Origin of the sequence: Rhizobium sp. BK379 (assembly GCF_014193955.1) — a bacterium.
GTDB lineage: Bacteria > Pseudomonadota > Alphaproteobacteria > Rhizobiales > Rhizobiaceae > Rhizobium.
Window position 1 is genome coordinate 112,698 of record NZ_JACIAD010000008.1, and the last position, 19,753, is coordinate 132,450.

General features: G+C 60.2%; 21 protein-coding genes. 12 read left to right on the forward strand and 9 right to left on the reverse strand.

Annotated elements, in window-relative coordinates; translation table 11 throughout:
• Positions 1 to 98: 98 nt before the first annotated feature.
• Complete coding sequence (locus FHT93_RS28670; protein ID WP_112545045.1) at positions 99 to 1,124, forward strand: class I fructose-bisphosphate aldolase; 1,026 nt, start codon at positions 99 to 101, stop codon at positions 1,122 to 1,124.
• 158 nt (positions 1,125 to 1,282) lie between these two features.
• Complete coding sequence (locus FHT93_RS28675; RefSeq protein ID WP_183850678.1) at positions 1,283 to 2,203, forward strand: PhzF family phenazine biosynthesis protein; 921 nt, start codon at positions 1,283 to 1,285, stop codon at positions 2,201 to 2,203.
• 6 nt (positions 2,204 to 2,209) lie between these two features.
• Here the strand turns inward: FHT93_RS28675 and FHT93_RS28680 are convergent, their stop codons facing one another.
• The gene (locus tag FHT93_RS28680) at positions 2,210 to 2,377 is read right to left on the reverse strand and encodes a hypothetical protein (RefSeq protein WP_183850680.1); all 168 of its coding nucleotides are present in this window, start codon (positions 2,375 to 2,377) and stop codon (positions 2,210 to 2,212) included.
• Positions 2,378 to 2,552: 175 nt separating this feature from the next.
• Between FHT93_RS28680 and FHT93_RS28685 the strand changes: the two genes are divergently transcribed.
• From FHT93_RS28685 to FHT93_RS28695, 3 genes are all read left to right on the forward strand, one after another.
• Entirely contained in the window at positions 2,553 to 3,833 is a 1,281-nt protein-coding gene (locus FHT93_RS28685; protein WP_112968833.1) for an MFS transporter, read from the forward strand.
• 124 nt (positions 3,834 to 3,957) lie between these two features.
• On the forward strand, positions 3,958 to 4,149 hold the full coding sequence (locus FHT93_RS28690) for a DUF1192 domain-containing protein (protein ID WP_112545042.1): 192 nt from the start codon (positions 3,958 to 3,960) through the stop codon (positions 4,147 to 4,149).
• 373 nt (positions 4,150 to 4,522) lie between these two features.
• Positions 4,523 to 5,038 (forward strand): DUF1465 family protein, encoded by a 516-nt coding sequence (locus FHT93_RS28695; RefSeq protein ID WP_112545041.1) that lies wholly within the window; start codon positions 4,523 to 4,525, stop codon positions 5,036 to 5,038.
• A gap of 132 nt (positions 5,039 to 5,170) precedes the next feature.
• Here the strand turns inward: FHT93_RS28695 and rpmE are convergent, their stop codons facing one another.
• Entirely contained in the window at positions 5,171 to 5,392 is a 222-nt protein-coding gene (gene rpmE, locus FHT93_RS28700) for a 50S ribosomal protein L31 (protein ID WP_112545040.1), read from the reverse strand.
• A gap of 193 nt (positions 5,393 to 5,585) precedes the next feature.
• On the opposite strand from rpmE, the gene FHT93_RS28705 reads away from it, so the two are divergent.
• From FHT93_RS28705 to FHT93_RS28725, 5 genes are all read left to right on the forward strand, one after another.
• Complete coding sequence (locus FHT93_RS28705; protein WP_183850682.1) at positions 5,586 to 7,388, forward strand: ABC transporter transmembrane domain-containing protein; 1,803 nt, start codon at positions 5,586 to 5,588, stop codon at positions 7,386 to 7,388.
• A gap of 137 nt (positions 7,389 to 7,525) precedes the next feature.
• Complete coding sequence (locus FHT93_RS28710; protein WP_112545038.1) at positions 7,526 to 8,515, forward strand: tripartite tricarboxylate transporter substrate binding protein; 990 nt, start codon at positions 7,526 to 7,528, stop codon at positions 8,513 to 8,515.
• 168 nt (positions 8,516 to 8,683) lie between these two features.
• Positions 8,684 to 8,872 carry a YegP family protein gene (locus FHT93_RS28715; RefSeq protein WP_029869175.1) on the forward strand — a complete coding sequence of 63 codons (189 nt, stop codon included), beginning with the start codon at positions 8,684 to 8,686 and terminating at the stop codon, positions 8,870 to 8,872.
• Between the two features lie 230 nt (positions 8,873 to 9,102).
• The gene (locus FHT93_RS28720) at positions 9,103 to 9,444 is read left to right on the forward strand and encodes a YciI family protein (RefSeq protein ID WP_112545037.1); all 342 of its coding nucleotides are present in this window, start codon (positions 9,103 to 9,105) and stop codon (positions 9,442 to 9,444) included.
• Between the two features lie 7 nt (positions 9,445 to 9,451).
• Positions 9,452 to 10,702, forward strand: coding sequence for a DUF6596 domain-containing protein (locus FHT93_RS28725; protein WP_113015550.1), 1,251 nt, complete (start codon positions 9,452 to 9,454; stop codon positions 10,700 to 10,702).
• On the opposite strand, the gene FHT93_RS28730 is transcribed toward FHT93_RS28725, so the two are convergent.
• From FHT93_RS28730 to FHT93_RS28740, 3 genes are all read right to left on the reverse strand, one after another.
• Positions 10,683 to 11,714 carry a peptidoglycan -binding protein gene (locus FHT93_RS28730; RefSeq protein ID WP_183850684.1) on the reverse strand — a complete coding sequence of 344 codons (1,032 nt, stop codon included), beginning with the start codon at positions 11,712 to 11,714 and terminating at the stop codon, positions 10,683 to 10,685. The two genes, FHT93_RS28725 and FHT93_RS28730, sit on opposite strands and share 20 nt — an antisense overlap.
• Before the next feature lie 3 nt (positions 11,715 to 11,717).
• Entirely contained in the window at positions 11,718 to 12,815 is a 1,098-nt protein-coding gene (locus FHT93_RS28735) for a MotA/TolQ/ExbB proton channel family protein (protein ID WP_113015549.1), read from the reverse strand.
• 113 nt (positions 12,816 to 12,928) lie between these two features.
• Positions 12,929 to 13,729: an inositol monophosphatase family protein gene (locus tag FHT93_RS28740; RefSeq protein WP_113015548.1), complete on the reverse strand. Its 801-nt coding sequence runs from the start codon at positions 13,727 to 13,729 to the stop codon at positions 12,929 to 12,931.
• Positions 13,730 to 13,941: 212 nt separating this feature from the next.
• On the opposite strand from FHT93_RS28740, the gene FHT93_RS28745 reads away from it, so the two are divergent.
• Together FHT93_RS28745 and FHT93_RS28750 are read left to right on the forward strand one after the other, a co-directional pair.
• Complete coding sequence (locus tag FHT93_RS28745; RefSeq protein WP_113015547.1) at positions 13,942 to 14,520, forward strand: TetR/AcrR family transcriptional regulator; 579 nt, start codon at positions 13,942 to 13,944, stop codon at positions 14,518 to 14,520.
• A gap of 70 nt (positions 14,521 to 14,590) precedes the next feature.
• Positions 14,591 to 15,331: a 3-oxoacyl-ACP reductase family protein gene (locus FHT93_RS28750; RefSeq protein ID WP_113015546.1), complete on the forward strand. Its 741-nt coding sequence runs from the start codon at positions 14,591 to 14,593 to the stop codon at positions 15,329 to 15,331.
• A 53-nt stretch (positions 15,332 to 15,384) separates the two neighbouring features.
• On the opposite strand, the gene FHT93_RS28755 is transcribed toward FHT93_RS28750, so the two are convergent.
• The 4 genes from FHT93_RS28755 to FHT93_RS28770 form a co-directional block, all read right to left on the reverse strand.
• Positions 15,385 to 16,482: a chemotaxis response regulator protein-glutamate methylesterase gene (locus FHT93_RS28755; protein WP_029869061.1), complete on the reverse strand. Its 1,098-nt coding sequence runs from the start codon at positions 16,480 to 16,482 to the stop codon at positions 15,385 to 15,387.
• A 9-nt stretch (positions 16,483 to 16,491) separates the two neighbouring features.
• Positions 16,492 to 17,346, reverse strand: a complete 855-nt coding sequence (locus FHT93_RS28760) for a CheR family methyltransferase (RefSeq protein ID WP_112545030.1) — start codon at positions 17,344 to 17,346, stop codon at positions 16,492 to 16,494.
• 32 nt (positions 17,347 to 17,378) lie between these two features.
• Complete coding sequence (locus tag FHT93_RS28765; RefSeq protein WP_029869063.1) at positions 17,379 to 17,855, reverse strand: chemotaxis protein CheW; 477 nt, start codon at positions 17,853 to 17,855, stop codon at positions 17,379 to 17,381.
• A 75-nt stretch (positions 17,856 to 17,930) separates the two neighbouring features.
• Positions 17,931 to 19,751 (reverse strand): methyl-accepting chemotaxis protein, encoded by a 1,821-nt coding sequence (locus FHT93_RS28770; protein ID WP_183850686.1) that lies wholly within the window; start codon positions 19,749 to 19,751, stop codon positions 17,931 to 17,933.
• Positions 19,752 to 19,753 lie beyond the last annotated feature (2 nt).

Sequence of the window (19,753 nt, forward strand, 5' to 3'; positions counted from 1 at the left end):
TTTCAATGACTTAGCGCTCCCATTTTTCTCGCTATAAACTTCTGTTATCCGAGTTCTATATTGTCAATTCTACCGGGTTTCATTGTGGAGAGAACGAGATGAGCGAACGACTGGAAGACATTGCAGTAAAGATGGTTGCTGGCGGTCGGGGCCTGCTTGCCGCCGATGAATCGACCTCCACCATCAAGAAGCGTTTCGATGCGATCAATCTTGAATCGACCGAAACCAGCCGACGCGATTATCGCGAGATGCTCTTCCGCTCGGAAGACGCAATGAAGAAGTACATTTCCGGCGTCATCCTCTACGAGGAAACCCTGTATCAGAAAGCCGCTGACGGCACGTCTTTCGTCGACATCATCAAGGCTGCCGACAGCATTCCGGGCATTAAGGTCGATATCGGCGCCAAGCCGATGGCAAAATATCCGGGTGAAACCGTCACCGAAGGCCTTGATGGCCTCGCAGACCGGCTTGCCAGATATTATGAGGCCGGCGCCCGCTTCGCCAAGTGGCGCGGCGTCATCGCCATCTCGCAGACCCTGCCGAGCCGTGGTTCCGTGCGCGCCAACGCCCAGGCGCTGGCTCGCTATGCCGCGCTCTGCCAGGAAGCCAAGATCGTACCGATCGTCGAGCCGGAATGCCTGATGGACGGAAAGCCGGGCGACCACAATATCGACCGTTGCGCCGAAGTGACCGAATCCACGCTGCGCATCGTGTTCGAGGAACTTGCTGATGCCCGTGTCAGCCTCGAGGGCATGATCCTGAAACCGAACATGGTCATTGACGGCAAGAATGCCCGCAAGGCCTCGGTTGCGGAAGTGGCGGAGCGCACCGTCCAGGTGTTGAAGCGCACGGTTCCGTCATCCGTTCCGGGGATCGCCTTCCTCTCCGGCGGCCAGACCACGGAAGAAGCGACAGCCCATCTCTCCGCCATCAACTCCGGTTATGAGCTGCCCTGGTTTGTCACCTTCTCCTATGGCCGTGCTCTGCAGGACAGTGCACTCAAGGCCTGGAACGGCAAGCAGGAAAACGTCGCTGCCGGCCAGCGCGAATTCGCACACCGCGCCGAGATGAACAGCCTCGCCGCCAAGGGCAACTGGAAGGCCGAACTCGAAAAGGCCGCATGAGCCTTTTGGATGCTTGAGAAAACAGACAGGCGGCGAGCATCCTCGCCGCCTGTCTTTGTTCTTGCCAGTCGCGAAGCCGATTTGTCATGGCGACAAGATAGTCCTTCGCAGCAACAACGAGCCTCGATAATCATGGTGCCACCATTGTTGGAGCCGCCATGAACAGCTTGTCCTACCTCACCGTCGACGTCTTCACCTCCACCCGCTATGAGGGCAATCCGCTCGCGGTCATGAGCGACGCCAGGGGCATCAGCGATGCGGCAATGCAAAAGATTGCCGCCGAGTTCGGCTATTCCGAAGTAACCTTCGTGCTGCCGCCCGAGAACCCCGAAAACACCGCAAAAGTTCGCATCTTCACGCCGACAATGGAGGTGCCGTTCGCGGGGCATCCCAATGTCGGCACTGCCTATGTTCTCGGCCAGCAGAACGAAATCTTCGGTCGCGCCATTGGCGATAGGCTGCGGTTCGAGGAAAAGGCCGGCCTCGTGGAAGTCACCCTGCAGCGCCGTGAAGGCCGAGTCACCGGAGCAACCATCCGTGCTCCACGGCCGCTTGAAATAGGCGACAGAATATCCGAGACCGTCATTGCCGATTGCGTCTCCCTTGATCCCTCCTCGATCCGCAAGAACAAGCATGCCCCAGTCTTTGCCTCGGTGGGACTGAACTTCGCCATCGCAGAACTCGAGAGTCTCGAGGCTCTGGCCGCGGCAAGTCCCAATCTGAACGGCTTCCAGGCGGCGGCTAGGGGCGTGGCCGGCAGCCATGACTTTTCGCTCTTCCTCTATGTACGTCCCGCCGCTACCCCCTGGAACATCCGCGCCCGCATGTTCGCGCCGCTGGACAACGTCATTGAAGATCCGGCGACCGGAAGCGCATCAGCCGCCCTCTCCGCCTATCTCGTCTCGCTGCTGCCGGAGGCGGACGTCAGCCAGCACGTGACGATCGAACAGGGCGTCGAAATGGGCCGGCGCAGCATCATCGAACTCGATGTCGTCAAGACGGTCGGCACGGTCACTGACGTGACGATCTCGGGAAGCTGCGTGCCGATGATGAAAGGCGAGATCATCCTGCAGGACTGACCCCGCCTATTGCACCAGGAAATCACGCGCCAGCAAGGCCACCGCCCAGATGGCAAAGGCAATCAGCGCGATCTTCCAGAAATCCATCCGGCGGCGCAGCCCCGGATAGCCGAGCGGCTTGATGATCTGGATTGCCATGGCAAGGATGAGTAGCAACGCTATCAGCTTTGTCATGGCTTTATTTTTTCCATTTATCAGAATGTCACAGGACGGACATTTTTTCACGCGAACACAGGAATATCTACACGCCGTAAAGGCATTCCGGGACACAATCAACACTCTTATGGACTGGGCAGATTAACGTCGCGCCTTATGTCTTTTTCGAAGCGAACACGCCGAGTCTGGGGATATGACAAGAAATCTGCTGTCCGTCGCTGCGCTGCTCTTTGGCACGCTCTTCCTTTTCATGGGCAACGGACTGCAGGGCATTCTGCTTCCTGTGCGCGGAAACCTCGAAGGTTATGCCACGACCACGCTCGGTCTGCTCGGGACCTCCTGGGCAGCAGGTTTTGTTATTGGCTGCCTGGTTGCACCGAAGATGGTGCGTCGCGTCGGCCATGTACGCGCGTTCTCCGGCTTTATCGCCATCATCGCCATCATCGCGCTTGTCAGCGGCATCATCATCGATCCGGTCTGGTGGGTCATCCTGCGTGCCGTCACCGGTTTCTCCACTGCCGGGACTTCGATGATCATCGAAAGCTGGCTGAACGAACGGGCGAACAATGAGAGCCGCGGCGCGATCTTCTCGCTCTATATCGGCATCACCCTCCTTGGCGTCGTGGGCGGCCAGATGATGATCCCGCTCGAAGACGTGCGCACGCCCGTACTCTTCATGATCTGCGGCATCTTCTACTGCATCGCCATGCTGCCGACGACGCTGTCGACCGCAGCCTCACCGCAGCCGCTGAAAGCAGTCAAACTCGATCTGCCTGCGCTCTATCGCAATTCGCCGGTTTCCTGTCTCGGCATCCTGCTGGTCGGCATTGCCAATGGCGCCTATGGTACGCTCGGTGCCGTCTTCGGTGCGGGTGCGGGTCTTTCCGACACTTCGATTGCAGTGATGATGAGCACCACCATCTTTGCCGGCGCGGTGATGCAGCTTCCGGCCGGACGCCTGTCAGATCGTATCGACCGTCGCTACGTCCTGGCAGCCATGTCAGCCATCGCGGCGCTCGCCGGGCTCCTGATCTTCCTCCTGCATCCGTCCTCCCCAGCCTTCCTGATCGGCCTCGTCATCCTCTACGGTGCGGTCGCCAATACGCTCTATCCGATCGCTGTCGCCCATGCGAACGACTTTGCCTCATCGGAGGATTTCGTAAAGGTTTCCGGCGGCCTGCTGCTGCTCTACGGCATTGGCACCGTTATCGGGCCGACGATCGGAGGTCCGGTCATGTCAGTCGTCAGCCCGCATGCACTCTTCCTGGTGACAGCGCTCGCCCATCTCCTGATCACCGGCTATGCCATCCTCAGAAGCCGCATTCGTGCAGCCATTCCGGCGAGCGACCGCGATGCCTATACGACGATCCCAACAGCAACATCTCCGACGCTCACGCCGCAAAGCATGTCGCTTGCCGATCGCAGTTCCAACAAGTCTCCCGAAAGTGGCGATCCTGCTGTAAAGTTCGGCTGACGGACTGAGGCATGTCGCGCGAAAAATGCGCAGCGATTTTGCGATAGCGACACGCTTGCAACAGAGACTTGAAGCGTGGGGCGAAATCCTAGGGATCGCCACACGGTTCGCAGGAGGAGCGACAATGAGCTTGATGGATGACGATAGGCCGCAGAAGAAGACAGTGCACGAGATCGGCTCCGATCTCTCCATGCTTTCGGTCGACGAGTTGAGAGCGCGCGTGGAACTTTTGAAGACCGAGATCGCACGGCTCGAGGCCGAGGCCGCAAAGAAGGCTTCCGGCCGATTGGCCGCCGAAAATCTTTTCCGGTCATAAGACTGTAAGCGAGCAAATATTGCTTCGTATTTACTTTCGTTAAGTCTTAAATCGGGACGACATTAATAAAAAATTAAGCTTTATAAGGTATTACTGTTGCTGTTCAGATTCTTCTGGACCTCAGACAGTTTTCCAAGCGGTGAATTGGTCTGATTTTTCTCCCTGTTTTACCTTGAGAGCCGCTTTTGCGGCTCTTCTTTTTGCGCTGCCCTAGACCTTTCCACGAAACTGTGGAGATTAACCTTTTCTTAAGAAACGGCTTGCGCATCTAGGTTAAAGATACCATCTTGAAATCACGAAGACCGGCTTGGGAAACTTTTTCCGGGAACCCGGCGTTACCTGATAGTAGATGCGTGCAACAGGGATTCTTTAGATGTCGGAACTTGGATTGAATACAATCAGTTTTGCTGGCCGCGCTGCCGCATCCTCGCAGTTCAAGACGCTGTATGCAGAGGGCATGTCGCTGGTCGAAGAAACCGCATCCTATCTCGACGGCCAGGGCCGCGCAGCCTCCAAGGTGCTGCCGCGCATGGCCTCGGTCCTTTATGCGGCTGAATCAATGCGCCTCACGACCCGCCTGATGCAGATGGCTTCCTGGCTGCTGCTGCAGCGCGCCGTCAACAATGGCGAAATGTCCCGCGATCAGGTCCTGGCCGAGAAAAACAAGGTCCGGCTCGATGGCTTCAACGTCGATCGCAATGCTCCGGGCTGGGGCGACCTGCCGGAATCCTTCCGCGATCTCGTGGAGCGCTCGCTTCGCCTGCAGAACCGCATCGCCCTGCTCGACCGTGAAATCTACCGCCCGGCAGAAGCTGCGATCGTTCCCGATAATCAGAACAGCGTCCAGGCCCAGCTTTCCCTGCTGCAGACGGCCTTCGGCAACAACTGATCTGACATCATAGAATTCACGAAACCGGCTGCGGCGACGCGGCCGGTTTTTTATTTGCTCGCCGGCAAGACCCCAAAACAAAAAGCCCGGCACAAGGCCGGGCTTTTGAATAATCCGCAAAGCGGAAGCGAATTAGAGGCCGAGGCCGCCGAAACGCTTGTTGAACTTCGAAACACGGCCGCCGCGGTCCATGAGCTGCTGGTTGCCGCCAGTCCAGGCCGGGTGCGACTTGGAGTCGATTTCGAGGTTCATGACAGCGCCTTCCGAACCCCAGGTCGAGCGGGTTTCGTACTCGGTGCCATCGGTCATGACTACCTTGATGGTATGGTAGTCGGGATGGATGCCTTCCTTCATGACAATCTTCCTGCGATGCCGAGGTCCAATTTGCCGCAGACAGTTGCGGCGGAAGAACCGATTGAATAAATGAAGCCGCAGTCGTGAAGGCTACGGCTTCCCATTAGGATGCGGTGCCTATACATGAAGGGCGCCGGGATAACAAGGGCCAAGGAGCCGCAATACGCGGTCTTTGAGGGCGATCGGAGACAATTTGGCAGAGCAGGCAGAAGTTGGGGAGAAGAGGTCGCGTTCGCTGAAGCCGCTCGGCAGGTTGACACCTTATGTGGCACGCTACCGTGGCATGGTGGCCGGTGCCCTGATTTCGCTGGCGCTGGCGGCCGTGACTTCGCTTGCCATACCGCTCGCCGTGCGCCGCATGATCGACCACGGCTTCACGCAGGCCGACGGCACCTTCATCAATAGCTATTTCGCCATGATGATGATCATGGCCATCGTGCTCGCGATTGCCAGCGCTCTACGCTACTATTTCGTCATCACCATTGGGGAGCGCATCGTTTCGGATCTGCGCCGCGATGTCTTCTCGCATGTCACGCGACTGTCGCCCTCTTTCTTCGACGTCAACCAGTCGGGCGAGATCGTCTCGCGGCTGACGGCCGATACCACGCAGATCAAATCCGCCGTCGGCGCCACTGCTTCCGTGGCGCTTCGCAACCTGATCCTTTGTATCGGCGCGCTGGGCATGATGATCGTCACCTCGCCAAAGCTTTCCAGCCTCGTCATCGTCGCGATCCCCGTCATCGTCTTTCCGCTTGTTGCCGGCGGCCGTTCGGTGCGCAAGCGCTCCCGCGCCGCACAGGATACGCTGGCAGAAGCTTCCGCCTTCGCCAATGAGACGATCGCCGCAACCCGCACCGTGCAGGCCTTCAACGCCGAAACGATTGCAGCGGACCGCTACGGCTCGGCTGTGGAATCCGCCTATCAGGCCGCACGTTCCGCCGTTTCCTCCCGCGCGCTGCTGACGGGCATCGCCATCACCCTCATTTTCGGCAGCGTGGTCGCCGTTCTCTGGTTTGGCGCCCACAGCGTCCTCGCCGGTACACTTTCGGCCGGCACGCTCGGCCAGTTCCTGCTCTATGCGGTCATCGCAGCCGGCTCGCTCGGTGCACTGTCGGAAGTCTGGGGCGAGCTTTCGCAGGCAGCCGGTGCCGCTGACCGCCTGACCGAGCTTCTCGATGAAGTCTCGCCGATCGCCGCCCCCGCAAACCCGCAGCCACTCCCCTCGCCCGCCCAAGGCCGCGTGGAATTTGACGGCGTGCATTTCGCCTATCCATCCCGTCCCGGCAGGTCAGCTCTGCATGGCTTGGATTTCACGGTTCTGCCGGGCGAAACGGTTGCGATCGTCGGCCCATCCGGCGCCGGCAAGAGCACCGTCTTTTCGCTCTTGCTCCGCTTCTACGATCCGCAACAGGGCAGCGTGAAGATCGATGGCGTCGACGCCTGCCAGGCCGATCCGGACGCCTTGCGCCAGCGCATAGCCATCGTGCCACAGGATGTGACCATCTTCGCCTCCTCGATCCACGATAATATCGCTTTTGGCGTTCATGGCGCGACGCGCGAGCAGGTTCGCGCAGCGGCAATCGCCGCGCAGGCCGATGAATTCATCAACCGACTGGAAAAGTCTTATGAGACGCAGGTCGGCGAACGCGGTGTCACACTGTCCGGCGGCCAGCGCCAGCGCATCGCCATTGCCCGCGCGATCCTGAAAAATGCACCGATCCTTCTGCTGGACGAGGCGACTTCGGCGCTTGATGCAGAGAGCGAAACGCTTGTGCAGAGAGCGCTTGACGGGCTTATGCATGGCCGCACCACTGTTGTCATCGCCCACCGTCTCGCCACTGTTCTCAAGGCCGACCGCATTCTCGTCATGGATCAGGGACGTGTCGTAGAGGAGGGCACGCATCAGAGCCTGATCCGAAACGGCGGCATCTATGCGAAACTCGCCCGCCTGCAATTCGATGCGGCCAACGAGGATGTGCTGGCAGCCGCCAAATAGCTGCCTCATACCCCCATCGCGACTAAAGTCTGATCGCGACAGCCTTCCCACTCGGTTGCCTTTGCTGGAACCTGCCCTAACCTTCCCATGCCCAAGGTAGGGGTCTTTGCTGTTGAAATCGGTGGGAGGAGATTCGAATGGCGCTTTCTGATATTGTCAGTCGCATAAGTGTGGCACTTGGACTTGGCCTGATCGCAGCCGCGACTGGTACGGCCGCATCAGCCCAGACTTTTCCCGATCGTTCCATAACCATGGTCGTGCCGTTCGCCGCCGGAGGCTCGACCGATGTCGTCGCGCGTATCGTCGCGCAGAAAATGTCCGAAGATCTCGGCCAGCAGGTCATCGTGCAGAATGTTGCGGGAGCCGGCGGCAATCTCGGCGCTGATAGCGTCGCGCGCGCCGCGCCGGATGGCTATACGATCCTGATGGGCACCGTCGCGACCCACGCCCTCAATCCGCTGATCCTGAAATCGACGCCCTATGATGCCGAGAAGGATTTCGCGCCGGTTTCATTGCTCGTGGTTGTTCCCAATGTCCTGGTGGTCAATCCGGAGCTGCCCGCAAAGAATGTGCAGGAGCTGATTGCGCTCCTGAAAGCCGATCCGGACAAATACAGTTACGCTTCATCCGGTAACGGCACGCCGCTGCATCTTTCCGGCGAACTTTTTAAAAGCATGGCGGGCGTCGACATGCAGCATATCCCCTACAAGGGTGCGGGGCCCGCATTGAACGACGTCATCGGCAATCAGGTACCGATCATGTTCGACAACCTGCCCTCGTCGTCGAGCCACATCAAGGCCGGTACGCTCCGGGCACTCGCCGTCACGACCGCCGAACGCGCGCCATCCTTCCCTGATATCCCGACTATCGCGGAATCCGGCATTCCAGGATACGAGACCTATACGTGGAACGCACTCTTTGCGCCGGCCAACACACCGGCCGATGTGATTACTCGCCTCAACGCCTCCGCCAACAAGGCGCTGACCGATCCGGCCGTCGCCGGGCGGATGAAGGAATTTAGTGCAACCATCGTCGGCTCGACACCGGAGGAACTCGGCGCCCATGTGAAGGCCGAGCTTGCGAAATGGAAACCGGTCGTCGACGGCGCCCATATCCAGATGGAATGATCTTCGCGAAAGGGACAGCATGCGGCCAGCCCTTCTCTCGCGCCCGATCCAACCGGCGGCAATTGCACGCCATACAATGGAATTCTAATTAAGGTGGTGGAAAAGCTCACAATTCTGGGCTAGCCTTCTGAAAGCTGATGCACGATTTCAGCTTACCAGGAGGGATCCATGTACAGATTTGAAGTTTACAAGGATAAGGCCGGTGAATTCCGCTTCCGCTTCAAGGCGTCGAACGGCGAGACCATGTTCTCGTCCGAAGGCTACAAGGCGAAAGCATCCGCGGTGAACGCCATCGAATCCATCAAGAAGAATTCGCCCGGCGCGGAAGTGGTGGATCAGACAAAGGCGGACGCTTGACCGGAAGCGGAGGCGGCATCAGTCGCCTCCAGCACTTCCCGCTCAGCGCATTTTTCGCACCCATTTCGGTGTGATCGATTTTTTCGGCTGCAATGTCGAAATGAAGACGACTGAGACCTCATTGTTTCGGAACGGCTCGAAGCCGCGCCACCGAAGGATTGCAGCTTGGGCATATTCGGCCTTACATGCTGCTTGCCCGGTTAAACCCATCAGAGGATCAGGAGTTTCCGATGCAATACGCACTTATCATCCGTGAATCTGCAGAAGACTTTGTCCGCCGCAACGACCCCGCCTATCGCGATGGCTGGACGGCCTACACCAAGGCCCTGGTGCAGGCAGGGATCTTGACCGCCGGCGCCGGCCTGACCCCGCCTGAGACCGGCACGATCGTACGTCGGAAAGGCGAGGACCATGATGTGCAGGATGGTCCCTATCCGGAAGGCAAGGAACAGCTTGGCGGCTTCTACGTAATCGAGGTACCAGATCTCGATGCCGCGCTCGAATGGGCCACGCGCGTGCCCGTCTCCGAATGGGGTTCGGTGGAAGTACGGCCGCGGCTGCAATTCGCGTGAGGCCGTTGTGACATCAGATGCGGGCCGTGTCGCCGAAAGGGTGGCACGGCAATCCTATGGCAAGCTCATCGCCTTTCTTGCCGCTCGCTCCCGCGATGTTCCGGCAGCGGAGGATGCCTTGTCTGATGCGCTGGCGGCTGCGTTGCGGGTCTGGCCCGAGCGCGGTATTCCCGACAATCCCGAGGGCTGGCTGCTCACCGCAGCCCGCCGCAACCTCATTCAGGCTGCCCGTCACCGAACCGTACACGATAATGCCAGCGAAACGATCGCGCTGGCCATCGAGGAAGCCGAGGAGCGCTTGAACGATGCACGAAACGCAGACTTTTCCGATGAGCGGCTGAAGCTGCTTTTTGCCTGTACACATCCGGCGATCGATCGGTCCGTTCACACGCCGCTGATGCTTCAGACGGTGCTCGGCATTGACGCGAAGACAATCGCACAAGCCTTCGTAATCTCGCCGGATGCCATGAGCCAGCGCCTGGTGCGGGCCAAGATCAAGATCCGCGACGCCGGCATTCCCTTCGCCATCCCTGAGCGGCAGATCCTGACGGATCGGCTGGCGGGCGTACTCTCGGCAATCTATGCCGCCTATGGGCTCGGCTGGGACGGGCTCGATGGCGAGGAAGACAATCGCACCGGTTTGACCGGCGAGGCGATCTGGCTTGGCCGCGCTCTCATGACGATGCTGCCTGAGCAGCCGGAGGTTATCGGGCTCCTCTCATTGATGCTTTATTGCGAGGCGAGAAGGCGCGCACGGCGTGATGCCGATGGCACCTACATACCCCTTGAGGAGCAGGATACCGGTCTCTGGAACGAAATCATGCTGGCGGAAGCCGATACTTTGCTGCGCAAGGCGGGCACCCTCGACCGTTTCGGTCCGTTCCAGTGCCAGGCGGCGATCCAGTCCGTCCACGCCACGCGTCGCCGGACGGGCACGACGGATTGGAAGGCGCTCATTACCCTCTACCGGGCGCTCATCGAGATGAAACCGACACTGGGCTCAAAGGTCAGTCATGCCGCCGTCATCGGCAGGGTCGATGGCGCGGCTCCGGCCATCGCCCTGTTGGACGGGCTGGAACGACGGGGCGTCACCAGCTACCAGCCTTACTGGGCCGTGCGGGGACATCTGTTGGCAGACCTCGGTGAAAGCGACGCCGCGGCAGAAGCCTACAGGATGGCGATCGGCCTCAGCGACAGTCCCGCCGTCCGCACCTTCCTCGCTGGCAAGCTTCAAGCCGTTATTTCTCGGTCAGCTTGAGTTCGATACGACGGTTGGTGGCACGCGCCTCCGGCGTATCGCCCGGTGCGATCGGCTGGAATTCGCCAAAACCTGCCGCAACGAGCCGGTCTGCGGGCACACCCTGCGCGATCAGGAACTTCACGACCGAAATCGCGCGGGCGGATGAAAGCTCCCAGTTGTCCCGGTAACGACCTGAGCCTGAGAGCGCGACATTGTCCGTATGGCCATCGACGCGCAGCACCCAGTTGATTTCAGGCGGAATTTCCTTGGCAAGGTCAAGCAGCGCGGCGGCAAGCTTTGCCATTTCCGTCTGGCCATCCGGATTGAGGTCGGCGCCGCCGGATGGAAACAGGACTTCAGATTGGAAGACGAAACGGTCGCCGACGACACGGATGTTCTCGCGATCCGACAGGATTTCGCGCAGACGTCCGAAGAAGTCCGACCGGTAGCGGTTGAGCTCCTGCACGCGCGCAGCCAGCGCCACGTTCAGGCGGCGTCCGAGATCGGCGATCTTTGTCTGCGACGTCTGATCCTTCTCTTCGGAAGCCTGCAGTGCAGCCTCGACAGCTGCGATCTGGCTGCGCAATGCCGCAATCTGCTGGTTGAGGAGCTCGACCTGACTGAGGGCACGGTCGCTCACCTGCTTCTGCTCATCAAGCTGCTGCGTCAGCGTTCCAATCTGCTGCTTTGCCGCATCCTGCCCGCCAGCACCAGCGCTGAGTAACGCCTGTAACCGCGTTCGCTCGCCCTCGGCACTCGCAAGTGACGCCTGCAGATTGGCGACGGAATCCTGAAGGTCCTGATTGCTGCCCTTTTCCAGCGCCAGCAACTGCGTGAGCTCGTTGATCTGGCTGTTCAGACGCGTCAGCACTTCGTCCCGACCGCTGATTTCGCGACTGAGAATGAACTGGCCGACAACGAATACCGTGAGAATGAACATGATGGCGATGAGCAGCGTCGAAAGCGCATCGACGAAGCCCGGCCAGTAGTCCACCGCGCGTTGGTGGCGACGGTTGCGGCCAAGAGGCATGGCTTACTTGCCCTCGCTCTTTTCGACCTGGCCGGATCGTTCCCGCGCTCTGTCGCTGCCGCGGTCATGCACGCCAATGCGCTCGGCCAACCGGTCGAGCGTACGCCGCATCGCCTTCGCTTCGTCCTGCTGCACTTCGATCCAGTCGCGCAGCATCTGCTGCTCGTTGCGCATATTCTTGACGAGGCCCTGGATGCCTTCGGCAAGGCTTGCCATGGCGGCAACCGACCGTTGGCTCGTGGGGCCACCGTCTTCGGCAACCTTGCGCAGATATTCCGAAAGCGCCTTCATATCTTCCGACGAGCCAGCGGAGACGCCATCGAGCGCCGGCACCGGAATATCCGAGCCGACATCGGTAACAGAGGAGAGCCAGTTCTCCAGCTCCGTATAGAAACGGTTCTGTGCACGCCCGGCCTGCAGATCGAGGAAACCGAGGATCAGCGAACCCGAAAGACCGAGCAGCGAGGACGAGAAGGCCTGGCCCATGCCGGACAGTGGCGTCGCGAGCCCCTCTTTAAGCGTCGAGAGTACATCGCCCGTGCCGTTCGAACCAGCATCGAGAGACTGGATGACCGAGCTGATCGAGCCGATCGTGCCGATAAGACCCCAGAAGGTACCGAGCAGGCCGAGGAAGACGAGCAGGCCGATCAGATAGCGCGAGACGTCGCGCGATTCGTCGAGACGGTTGGCAATGGAATCCAGAATGGAGCGCAACGCCGTGGTCGACAATGCAACACCCGACTTGCGGTTGCCGATCAGCGCCCTCATCGGCGCGAGCAGCCGCGGATTGCGGTTCACCTTCTCGACGCTGCCTGCGGCGCGGAAGGAATTGAACCAGCGCACTTCCGGACGAAGCGACAGCACGTGATTGAAAACGAGAATGATTCCAACGGCAAGAACGCCGAGGATGAGGCCGTTGAGGCCCGGATTGTGCATGAAGGCGGTTTGGGTCTGGCGGAACAGGATCGCTGCTATGAAGCCGACGATGATAAGGAACAACACCATCGTCCAGAAGAACGACATGGGACTGGAGAGTTTGTAGGCGTAGCCACCGGCCGTCTTCTCAGTGGAGCCGAACTCGGCCGCATTCACATTTTCCATAGGTTCCTCGGCCTCCGGATTCATTGCAGCCGGAGACTAGATCAACATTGTGCCGAATTGAAGTATGCACCGCGGAAAAGCGGGACTTTACAACAGCCTGTTTCCGATACCCGTCAGCGGGTCGGAACCGGTCGCTTGACGACTTCCATCAGCGCCTTCTGGATATGCTCGTTGCCGGCGATGATCGAGCCCGTTTCCAGGATCGAGGCGCCGCCATCCCAGTCGGTCGCAAAACCGCCGGCTTCGCGGATGAGCAGAATGCCGGCTGCCATGTCCCAGGGCGACAGTGCCGTTTCCCAGAAGCCGTCGAAACGGCCGGCGGCCACATAGGCAAGATCGAGCGAGACTGCACCCATGCGGCGAATGCCGGCGACTTCGCCCATGACGTGGCGGAGTTCGATCAGGAACTTGCCGTGATTGCCACGGCCGAGATGCGGCACGCCGCAACCGATGACACTGTCGGAAAGCACCCGGCGGGAGGCGACGCGCAGGCGGCGGTCATTGAGGAACGCGCCGCCGCCACGCTCTGCCGTGTAGAGCTCGTCCGTCGCTGGATTGAAGACCACACCCGCGACGATCTCGCTGTTGCGCTCGAGCGCGATGGAAACGGCAAAGGCCGGGATACCATGCAGGAAGTTGGTGGTGCCGTCGAGCGGGTCGACGATCCAGCGGTGCGCACCGTCGGTGCCCTTGATCTCTTCGCTCTCCTCGCCAAGGAAGCCATAGGTCGGACGAGCCTTGAGAAGCTCCTCCTTGACGATCTTCTCTGCCTTGCGGTCGGCATTCGAGACGAAGTCGCCCGGCCCCTTCACCGATACCTGCAGGTTCTGCACTTCCCCGAAATCACGCCCCAGCGACTTGCCTGCCTTGATGGCAGCCTGAACCATGACATTGAGAAGAGCTGAACGGGCCATGTGGGCATTTTCCTTGGATAATACGGGACGCGCTGTCAGGGGCGGGATATGTCCCTGAACGCCGAAAGCGACAGCGCTGCATAGATTGGCGGCCTCAAGACCACAAAATCAGGAAAATTTCAAGGGGAATGCCGCATGGCGGGGTTGCAACACCAAAGGATAGTTCCCAAATTATTCTGGACAGATCAGTCTGGAAAGATTATTGAGGCGTCATGGCAAGGCATAAGGAATTCGATCGCGACACAGCGCTCAAGGCGGCCATCACCGTGTTCACCGAACACGGCTACGAGGGCACCTCGACGGATGCGTTGCTGTCGGCCATGAAGATCAGCCGGCAAAGCATGTACGATACTTTCGGCGACAAGCGCGGCCTCTATCTGGCAGCGCTCGACCGCTACAATACCGATAGCGTCTCCCAACTCGTGGCCGACCTGGGCCGCGCTGCGACACCATTGGAAGCCTTGGAGGAGACGCTCATCGCCTTTGCCTCCCGCCCCGAGACCGAAGCCGGCCGTGGCTGCCTCGGCGTCAGCGCCGTATGCGAATTCGGACGGACGGACAGTGAAATCTCCGATCTGACCGACCAGGCATCCCGCCGGCTTTCATCCGCCGTGAAGACGATCCTTGAGGAAGGAAAGAAACGGGGCGAGGTCGCAGATGAAGTCGATACCACCGATGCCGTGCAGTTCCTTGGCTCGACCCTCTCAGGCATGAAGGTCAGCGCGCGCAACGGTGCCTCCCCTGAAGCGCTCCGCGGTATAGCCCGTCTCGCCATTCGAAGCCTCCGCTAAAACCGGAAGTCCAAACTCGATTCCGCACGCCCAATTCTAGACTAAACAATCCAGAAAGAAAGGAACTACAATGTCCCAACCACTTGCCGGCAAGATCGCCCTCGTAACCGGTGGCTCGCGTGGTATCGGTGCCGCAATCGTCCGCCGTCTCAGCAGCGACGGCGCGACCGTTGCCTTCACCTATTCCGCCTCCGTCGATAAGGCGAAGGCCATCGTCGCCGAAATCGAGGCGAAGGGCGCGAAAGCACTGGCCATCAAGGCTGACAGCGCCGATCCGAAAGCCGTCCAGAACGCGGTCGATCAGACCGTCTCGGCATTCGGCGGCATCGATATTCTCGTCAATAGCGCGGGAATTCTCATGCTGAATTCAGTAGAGAATTTCCCCCTCGAAGACTTCGACCGCATGTTCGCAGTCAATGTCCGCGCCGTCTTCGCGGGCACGCAGGCAGCCGTGCGCCACATGAAAGCGGGCGGACGCGTCATCACCATCGGCAGCATTGTCGCCGACCGCAGCGGTTTTCCGACCTCGTCGGTCTATGCCATGACCAAGGGGGCGGTAGCTGCCATGACACGTGGCCTTGCCCGCGATCTCGGCCCGCGCGGTATTACCGTGAACAATATCCAGCCAGGCCCGACGGCGACGGACATGAACTCGGACGCGACCGGCCATGAGCGACTGAAGCAGTTGATGGCGCTCGGCCGCATCGGCGAGGATAAGGAAATCGCCAGCTTCGCCGCCTATCTCGCGAGCCCGGAAGCGTCCTTCATCACCGGCGCCAGCCTGACGATCGATGGCGGATATCTCGCCTGATTCCGCAAGAGCGGCGGCGCGATGCGCCGCCGCTCCAGCATTCAGTTCGGAATTCAAGACTTCTGCTGTGTGATCAGCACTTCACGGGCGATCTGGTCGAGCGGCAGGATGCGGTCGACGCCGCCCTTGGCGATCGCTTCCTTCGGCATGCCGAAGACGACCGAACTCGCCTCGTCCTGGGCAACGGTGTAGGCGCCGGCCTGATGCATTTCCAGCATGCCGCGCGCACCATCGTCCCCCATTCCCGTCATGATGATGCCCATCGCGTTCGACCCCGCAGAACGGGCAGCGGAACGGAACAGCACATCAACGGACGGACGGTGGCGGGAAACCAGCGGGCCGGGCTTGACTGATACGTAATAGCGCGCGCCCTGCCGCTCCAGCAGCATGTGCTTGTCGCCCGGCGCGATCAGCACGTGACCGCGCAACACCGGATCGCCATCGACTGCCTCCTTGACCTCGACTTCACAGAGACCGTTCAGACGTTTGGCGAATGCTGCGGTGAACTTCTCCGGCATGTGCTGGACGATGACCATGCCCGGCGCATTGGCCGGCAGCGCTTCAAGAAATTCGCGCAGGGCTTCCGTTCCGCCAGTGGAAGCACCGACGCAGACGACCATTTCAGTTGTCTTCGCCATTGCCCGACCGCTTGGCGGCGGCAGCATCGCATCGGCCGTCAGCTTCTTGGCCGGCCCTTCCGCCGAGGCCGAGCGGACGCTTCCGGCAGTACGGCGCGTATTGGCAAGCCGCGCATGCGAAGCGCTCTTGACCACTTCGCGGATGCGCATGGCATCGTCCGCCAGGCTATCCGCCGCTCCGATCTTCGATTTCAGGATGATATCGACGGCACCCGCCTCAAGCGCCTGCAGCAGAGTTTCCGAACCCGCTTCCGTCAGCGAGGAGCACATGACGACCGGAATCGGTCGTTGCGACATGAGCTTTCGCAGGAAGGTGATGCCATCCATGCGCGGCATCTCGACATCGAGGGTGATGACGTCAGGGATCTCTTCCTGGATCTTGCGCGCCGCCATGAATGGATCGGATGCGACGGCCATGACTTCGATCTCCGGGTCTTCTTCCAGAACCCGTGTCAGCGTCTGCCTGACGCTGGCGGAATCGTCGATGATGAGGACGCGGACTTTTTTGGCCATAGGACCCTCTCAGATGCGCTGGAACACCGTGTTCGAAACCTGCTTCAGGGGAAGGTCGAAGCCGGTGATCGATTCCGAGTGACCGATAAACATGTAACCGCCTTTCGCCAGGCAGCCGCAGAGACGGGTGAGCACACCGGCCTGCGTCTGCTTGTCGAAGTAGATCAGCACGTTGCGGCAAAAGATCAGGTGCATCATGTCACCGACGGGATATTTCTCATCCATCAGGTTCATGCGGGCGAAGCCGACACGGCTGCGCAGCTTCGGCGAGATACGAACTTCACGGCGGCCCTGCTGCTTGGCAACCATAACATATTTCTTCTGCAGGTCGCGCGGCACCGGGGCGACCAGATCTTCGGCATAAATACCCCGGCGCGCGGTCTGCAGGACATCGGTGGAGAGATCCGTCGCCAGCACATTGTAGGACACATCGCTGCGGCCCTCGGCGAATTCGGCCAGCACCATTGCCATCGTGTAGGGTTCGGCACCGGTCGAGCACGCAGAACTCCATGTGCGGATCGTGCGCAGGCCGCTGTCGGCAAGCGTCGGCAGGGCGACGGTCTGCATATATTCGAAATGCTTGGCTTCCCGGAAGAAGTCGGTCTTGTTGGTCGTTACGACATCGATCAGGTAGATGGTCTCCTGATCGAGGCCCCCCTCGTTGAACAGGAAATCGCAATAATCGTCGAAGCTCGCATGCCGCGTGGCGCGCAGGCGCCGGCGCAGCCGACCCTCCAGCATCGTCAGCTTCGTCGGCGGCATCTTGATGCCGCTATAGTCGTAGATGAACCGCGCCAGCTTGTCGAAATTACGCTTGCTGATCCTGTCGCCCGGCAACTGGGCTTCTACCGCTGCCATACTCATAACACGCAACACTCCGGGTAGTCTTGAGGGCCTCAGGCGGCCGATTGCAGGACAGAGGCGTCCTCGCGCGACAGAAGCCGGGCAAGGTCGACGATGACAACGAAGCCGTTCTCACGGCGCACCACGCCTGCAATGTAATCCGATCGCCAGCGTACGCCGATATCGGGCGCAGCTTCGATCTGGTCGCGGCGGAACGGCGTCACTTCGAAAACGCGGTCGGCAACGAGGCCGAGCGTCAGAAGGCGATTTTCCATGGGAACATCCAGAACCAGCACACGCGTATGCGGCGTCGGCACCGTCTTCGACATGCCGAGCTTCAGGCGCAGGTCGATCGTCGGAACGCCTTGGCCGCGCACATCGCGCAGACCGAGCAGATAGTCGGGACCGTTCGGAATCTTGAACGCTTCGGCGTAGTCGAGGATTTCGCGCACCACCTCCACCGGAACGGCGAAGATCTCCTCGCCGAGGCTGAAGGTCACGAATTGAGCTTCCAGAGATGTTGTCGCCATGATCAACCGCTTTCCTTGGATTCGGGCGGCCCCATTATCGGGGACGCCTGTTAATATATTGGAAGGACCTGATACTCAGGCGCTTTCCTTGAACTCGGCATCCCCCTCGTCGGGACCGCCCATCGACATGTCCAGAGCAAAGCCCTTGGCGCGTGCCTGCTGGGCAGAAACCGTGTTGGCGGGCGCGGCCTTCTTGGCGACCGGCTTGCGGGCCGCAGCCGGAGCCGGCGTGCGAACCGTGACCTTGGCAGCCGGAGCGTGCGACAGGCGGTTGCCGGCCATGTCGACCTTGAAGAAGGCGATCGAGGCCTGCAGTTCCTCAGCCTGGGTCGCCAGTTCTTCCGACGTTGCCGACATCTCTTCGGAGGCACCGGCATTCTGCTGGGTCACCTTGTCGAGCTGCTGGATTGCTTCGTTGATCTGGGCTGCGCCAATATCCTGCTCGCGGCAGGCTGCACTGATCTCGGAGACCAGTTCGGCCGTCTTGCGGATATCCGGAACCAGGCGGCCGAGCATGTCGCCGGCCTCCTGCGCGGACTTGACCGTATCGCCGGACATCGCACTGATTTCAGCGGCGGCCGACTGGCTGCGCTCCGCGAGCTTGCGCACTTCCGAAGCGACGACCGCAAAACCCTTGCCATGTTCGCCGGCACGCGCGGCTTCGACGGCAGCGTTTAGAGCAAGCAGGTCGGTCTGACGGGCAATTTCCTGAACGATGCCGATCTTCTCGGCAATCGTGCGCATGGCTTGAACAGCGCGTGAGACCGCTTCACCCGACAGTTCAGCATCCTTGGCCGACTGGCGGGCGATCTTCTCCGTCTGGGCAGCGTTATCGGCATTCTGCTTGATGTTGGAGGCCATCTCCTCCATCGAAGCGGAAGCCTCTTCAGCCGAAGCTGCCTGTTCGGTCGCACCCTGCGACACCTGTTCGGAGCTCGCCGAAAGCTCCTGGCTGCCGGACGAGACGTTTTCGGCCGCAGCAATCGCGTCGGCAACAACACCGCGCAGACGTTCGACCATCTGCTCCAGAGCAATGCCCAGCGTATCCTTCTCCGACAGGGGCTTCGGAGAAACCGTAAGGTCGCCGTTCGAGATCTGGTTGGCAATCTGCGCCGTGTTACGCAGGTTGCCGGTCATCCTCGACATGGAATTGACCAGGTCGCGAATTTCGTCGTTGCTCTTGTGATCGATATTCTGTTCGAGGTCACCAATGCTGACGGCATCTGCAAGCTGAACGGCGCGTTTCAGGCCGCGCGAGATGTTGAGCAGGATCCAGATCGCAGCAGCCGAGGATACGACGATCAGGCCGATCGTCATCAAGATGAGCATGTTGCGTGACTGCGCGTATTGTTCGTTGGTGGCCGCGTCGGTCTCGCCGACATTGCCCGTCACCGTATCGTTCAGCTTCGAGAGGATGGCGAGAAGCTGGTTCGTAACCTGCTGGCCTTCGCCCATCGAAATAGCGCCGGCCTGCGTGTTGGATTCATTGGTATTCTGCCTGGCGAGATCGGCAACACGGTCCTGCAGGGACGTCCATTTGCCGTAGAGATCGCCGAATTCGCTCATGCTGTTGCGGATATCCGGATCAGGCGATGCAGCAAGACGCGCCTGCAGTGTCTTGATCTGATCGCGGCTCTGGGAGATTTCGTCGACGTAGCCGGTGATCTTCGTCGGATCCGTGTTGATGATCGCGTCCTTTTCGGAACGGATCGAGCGCATCACCGCATCGGAGAGATCACCGGAGTCACGCAGGTTGGCGACCGGGCCGGCAACCATGACCGAGATGTCGTCATTGAGCGACGAGAGATTGTAGATCGAAAGACCGGCCATTGCGCAGGTCAGGAGAACGATAAAACTGAACACCAGGCTCAGTTTGAGTTTGATCGTGAAGCGCATTC

Bases quoted from the DNA above. Each gene is read 5' to 3' on its own strand.
- FHT93_RS28760 (WP_112545030.1), bottom strand. From the start codon at position 17,346: ATGAGTATGGCAGCGGTAGAAGCCCAGTTGCCGGGCGACAGGATCAGC.
- FHT93_RS28680 (WP_183850680.1), bottom strand. From the start codon at position 2,377: ATGACAAAGCTGATAGCGTTGCTACTCATCCTTGCCATGGCAATCCAG.
- FHT93_RS28770 (WP_183850686.1), bottom strand. From the start codon at position 19,751: ATGCGCTTCACGATCAAACTCAAACTGAGCCTGGTGTTCAGTTTTATC.
- FHT93_RS28740 (WP_113015548.1), bottom strand. From the start codon at position 13,729: ATGGCCCGTTCAGCTCTTCTCAATGTCATGGTTCAGGCTGCCATCAAG.
- FHT93_RS28755 (WP_029869061.1), bottom strand. From the start codon at position 16,482: ATGGCCAAAAAAGTCCGCGTCCTCATCATCGACGATTCCGCCAGCGTC.
- FHT93_RS28670 (WP_112545045.1), top strand. From the start codon at position 99: ATGAGCGAACGACTGGAAGACATTGCAGTAAAGATGGTTGCTGGCGGT.
- FHT93_RS28675 (WP_183850678.1), top strand. From the start codon at position 1,283: ATGAACAGCTTGTCCTACCTCACCGTCGACGTCTTCACCTCCACCCGC.
- FHT93_RS28730 (WP_183850684.1), bottom strand. From the start codon at position 11,714: ATGCCTCTTGGCCGCAACCGTCGCCACCAACGCGCGGTGGACTACTGG.
- FHT93_RS28715 (WP_029869175.1), top strand. From the start codon at position 8,684: ATGTACAGATTTGAAGTTTACAAGGATAAGGCCGGTGAATTCCGCTTC.
- FHT93_RS28685 (WP_112968833.1), top strand. From the start codon at position 2,553: ATGACAAGAAATCTGCTGTCCGTCGCTGCGCTGCTCTTTGGCACGCTC.
- FHT93_RS28710 (WP_112545038.1), top strand. From the start codon at position 7,526: ATGGCGCTTTCTGATATTGTCAGTCGCATAAGTGTGGCACTTGGACTT.
- FHT93_RS28695 (WP_112545041.1), top strand. From the start codon at position 4,523: ATGTCGGAACTTGGATTGAATACAATCAGTTTTGCTGGCCGCGCTGCC.
- FHT93_RS28720 (WP_112545037.1), top strand. From the start codon at position 9,103: ATGCAATACGCACTTATCATCCGTGAATCTGCAGAAGACTTTGTCCGC.
- rpmE (WP_112545040.1), bottom strand. From the start codon at position 5,392: ATGAAGGAAGGCATCCATCCCGACTACCATACCATCAAGGTAGTCATG.
- FHT93_RS28750 (WP_113015546.1), top strand. From the start codon at position 14,591: ATGTCCCAACCACTTGCCGGCAAGATCGCCCTCGTAACCGGTGGCTCG.
- FHT93_RS28690 (WP_112545042.1), top strand. From the start codon at position 3,958: ATGAGCTTGATGGATGACGATAGGCCGCAGAAGAAGACAGTGCACGAG.
- FHT93_RS28745 (WP_113015547.1), top strand. From the start codon at position 13,942: ATGGCAAGGCATAAGGAATTCGATCGCGACACAGCGCTCAAGGCGGCC.
- FHT93_RS28765 (WP_029869063.1), bottom strand. From the start codon at position 17,855: ATGGCGACAACATCTCTGGAAGCTCAATTCGTGACCTTCAGCCTCGGC.
- FHT93_RS28735 (WP_113015549.1), bottom strand. From the start codon at position 12,815: ATGGAAAATGTGAATGCGGCCGAGTTCGGCTCCACTGAGAAGACGGCC.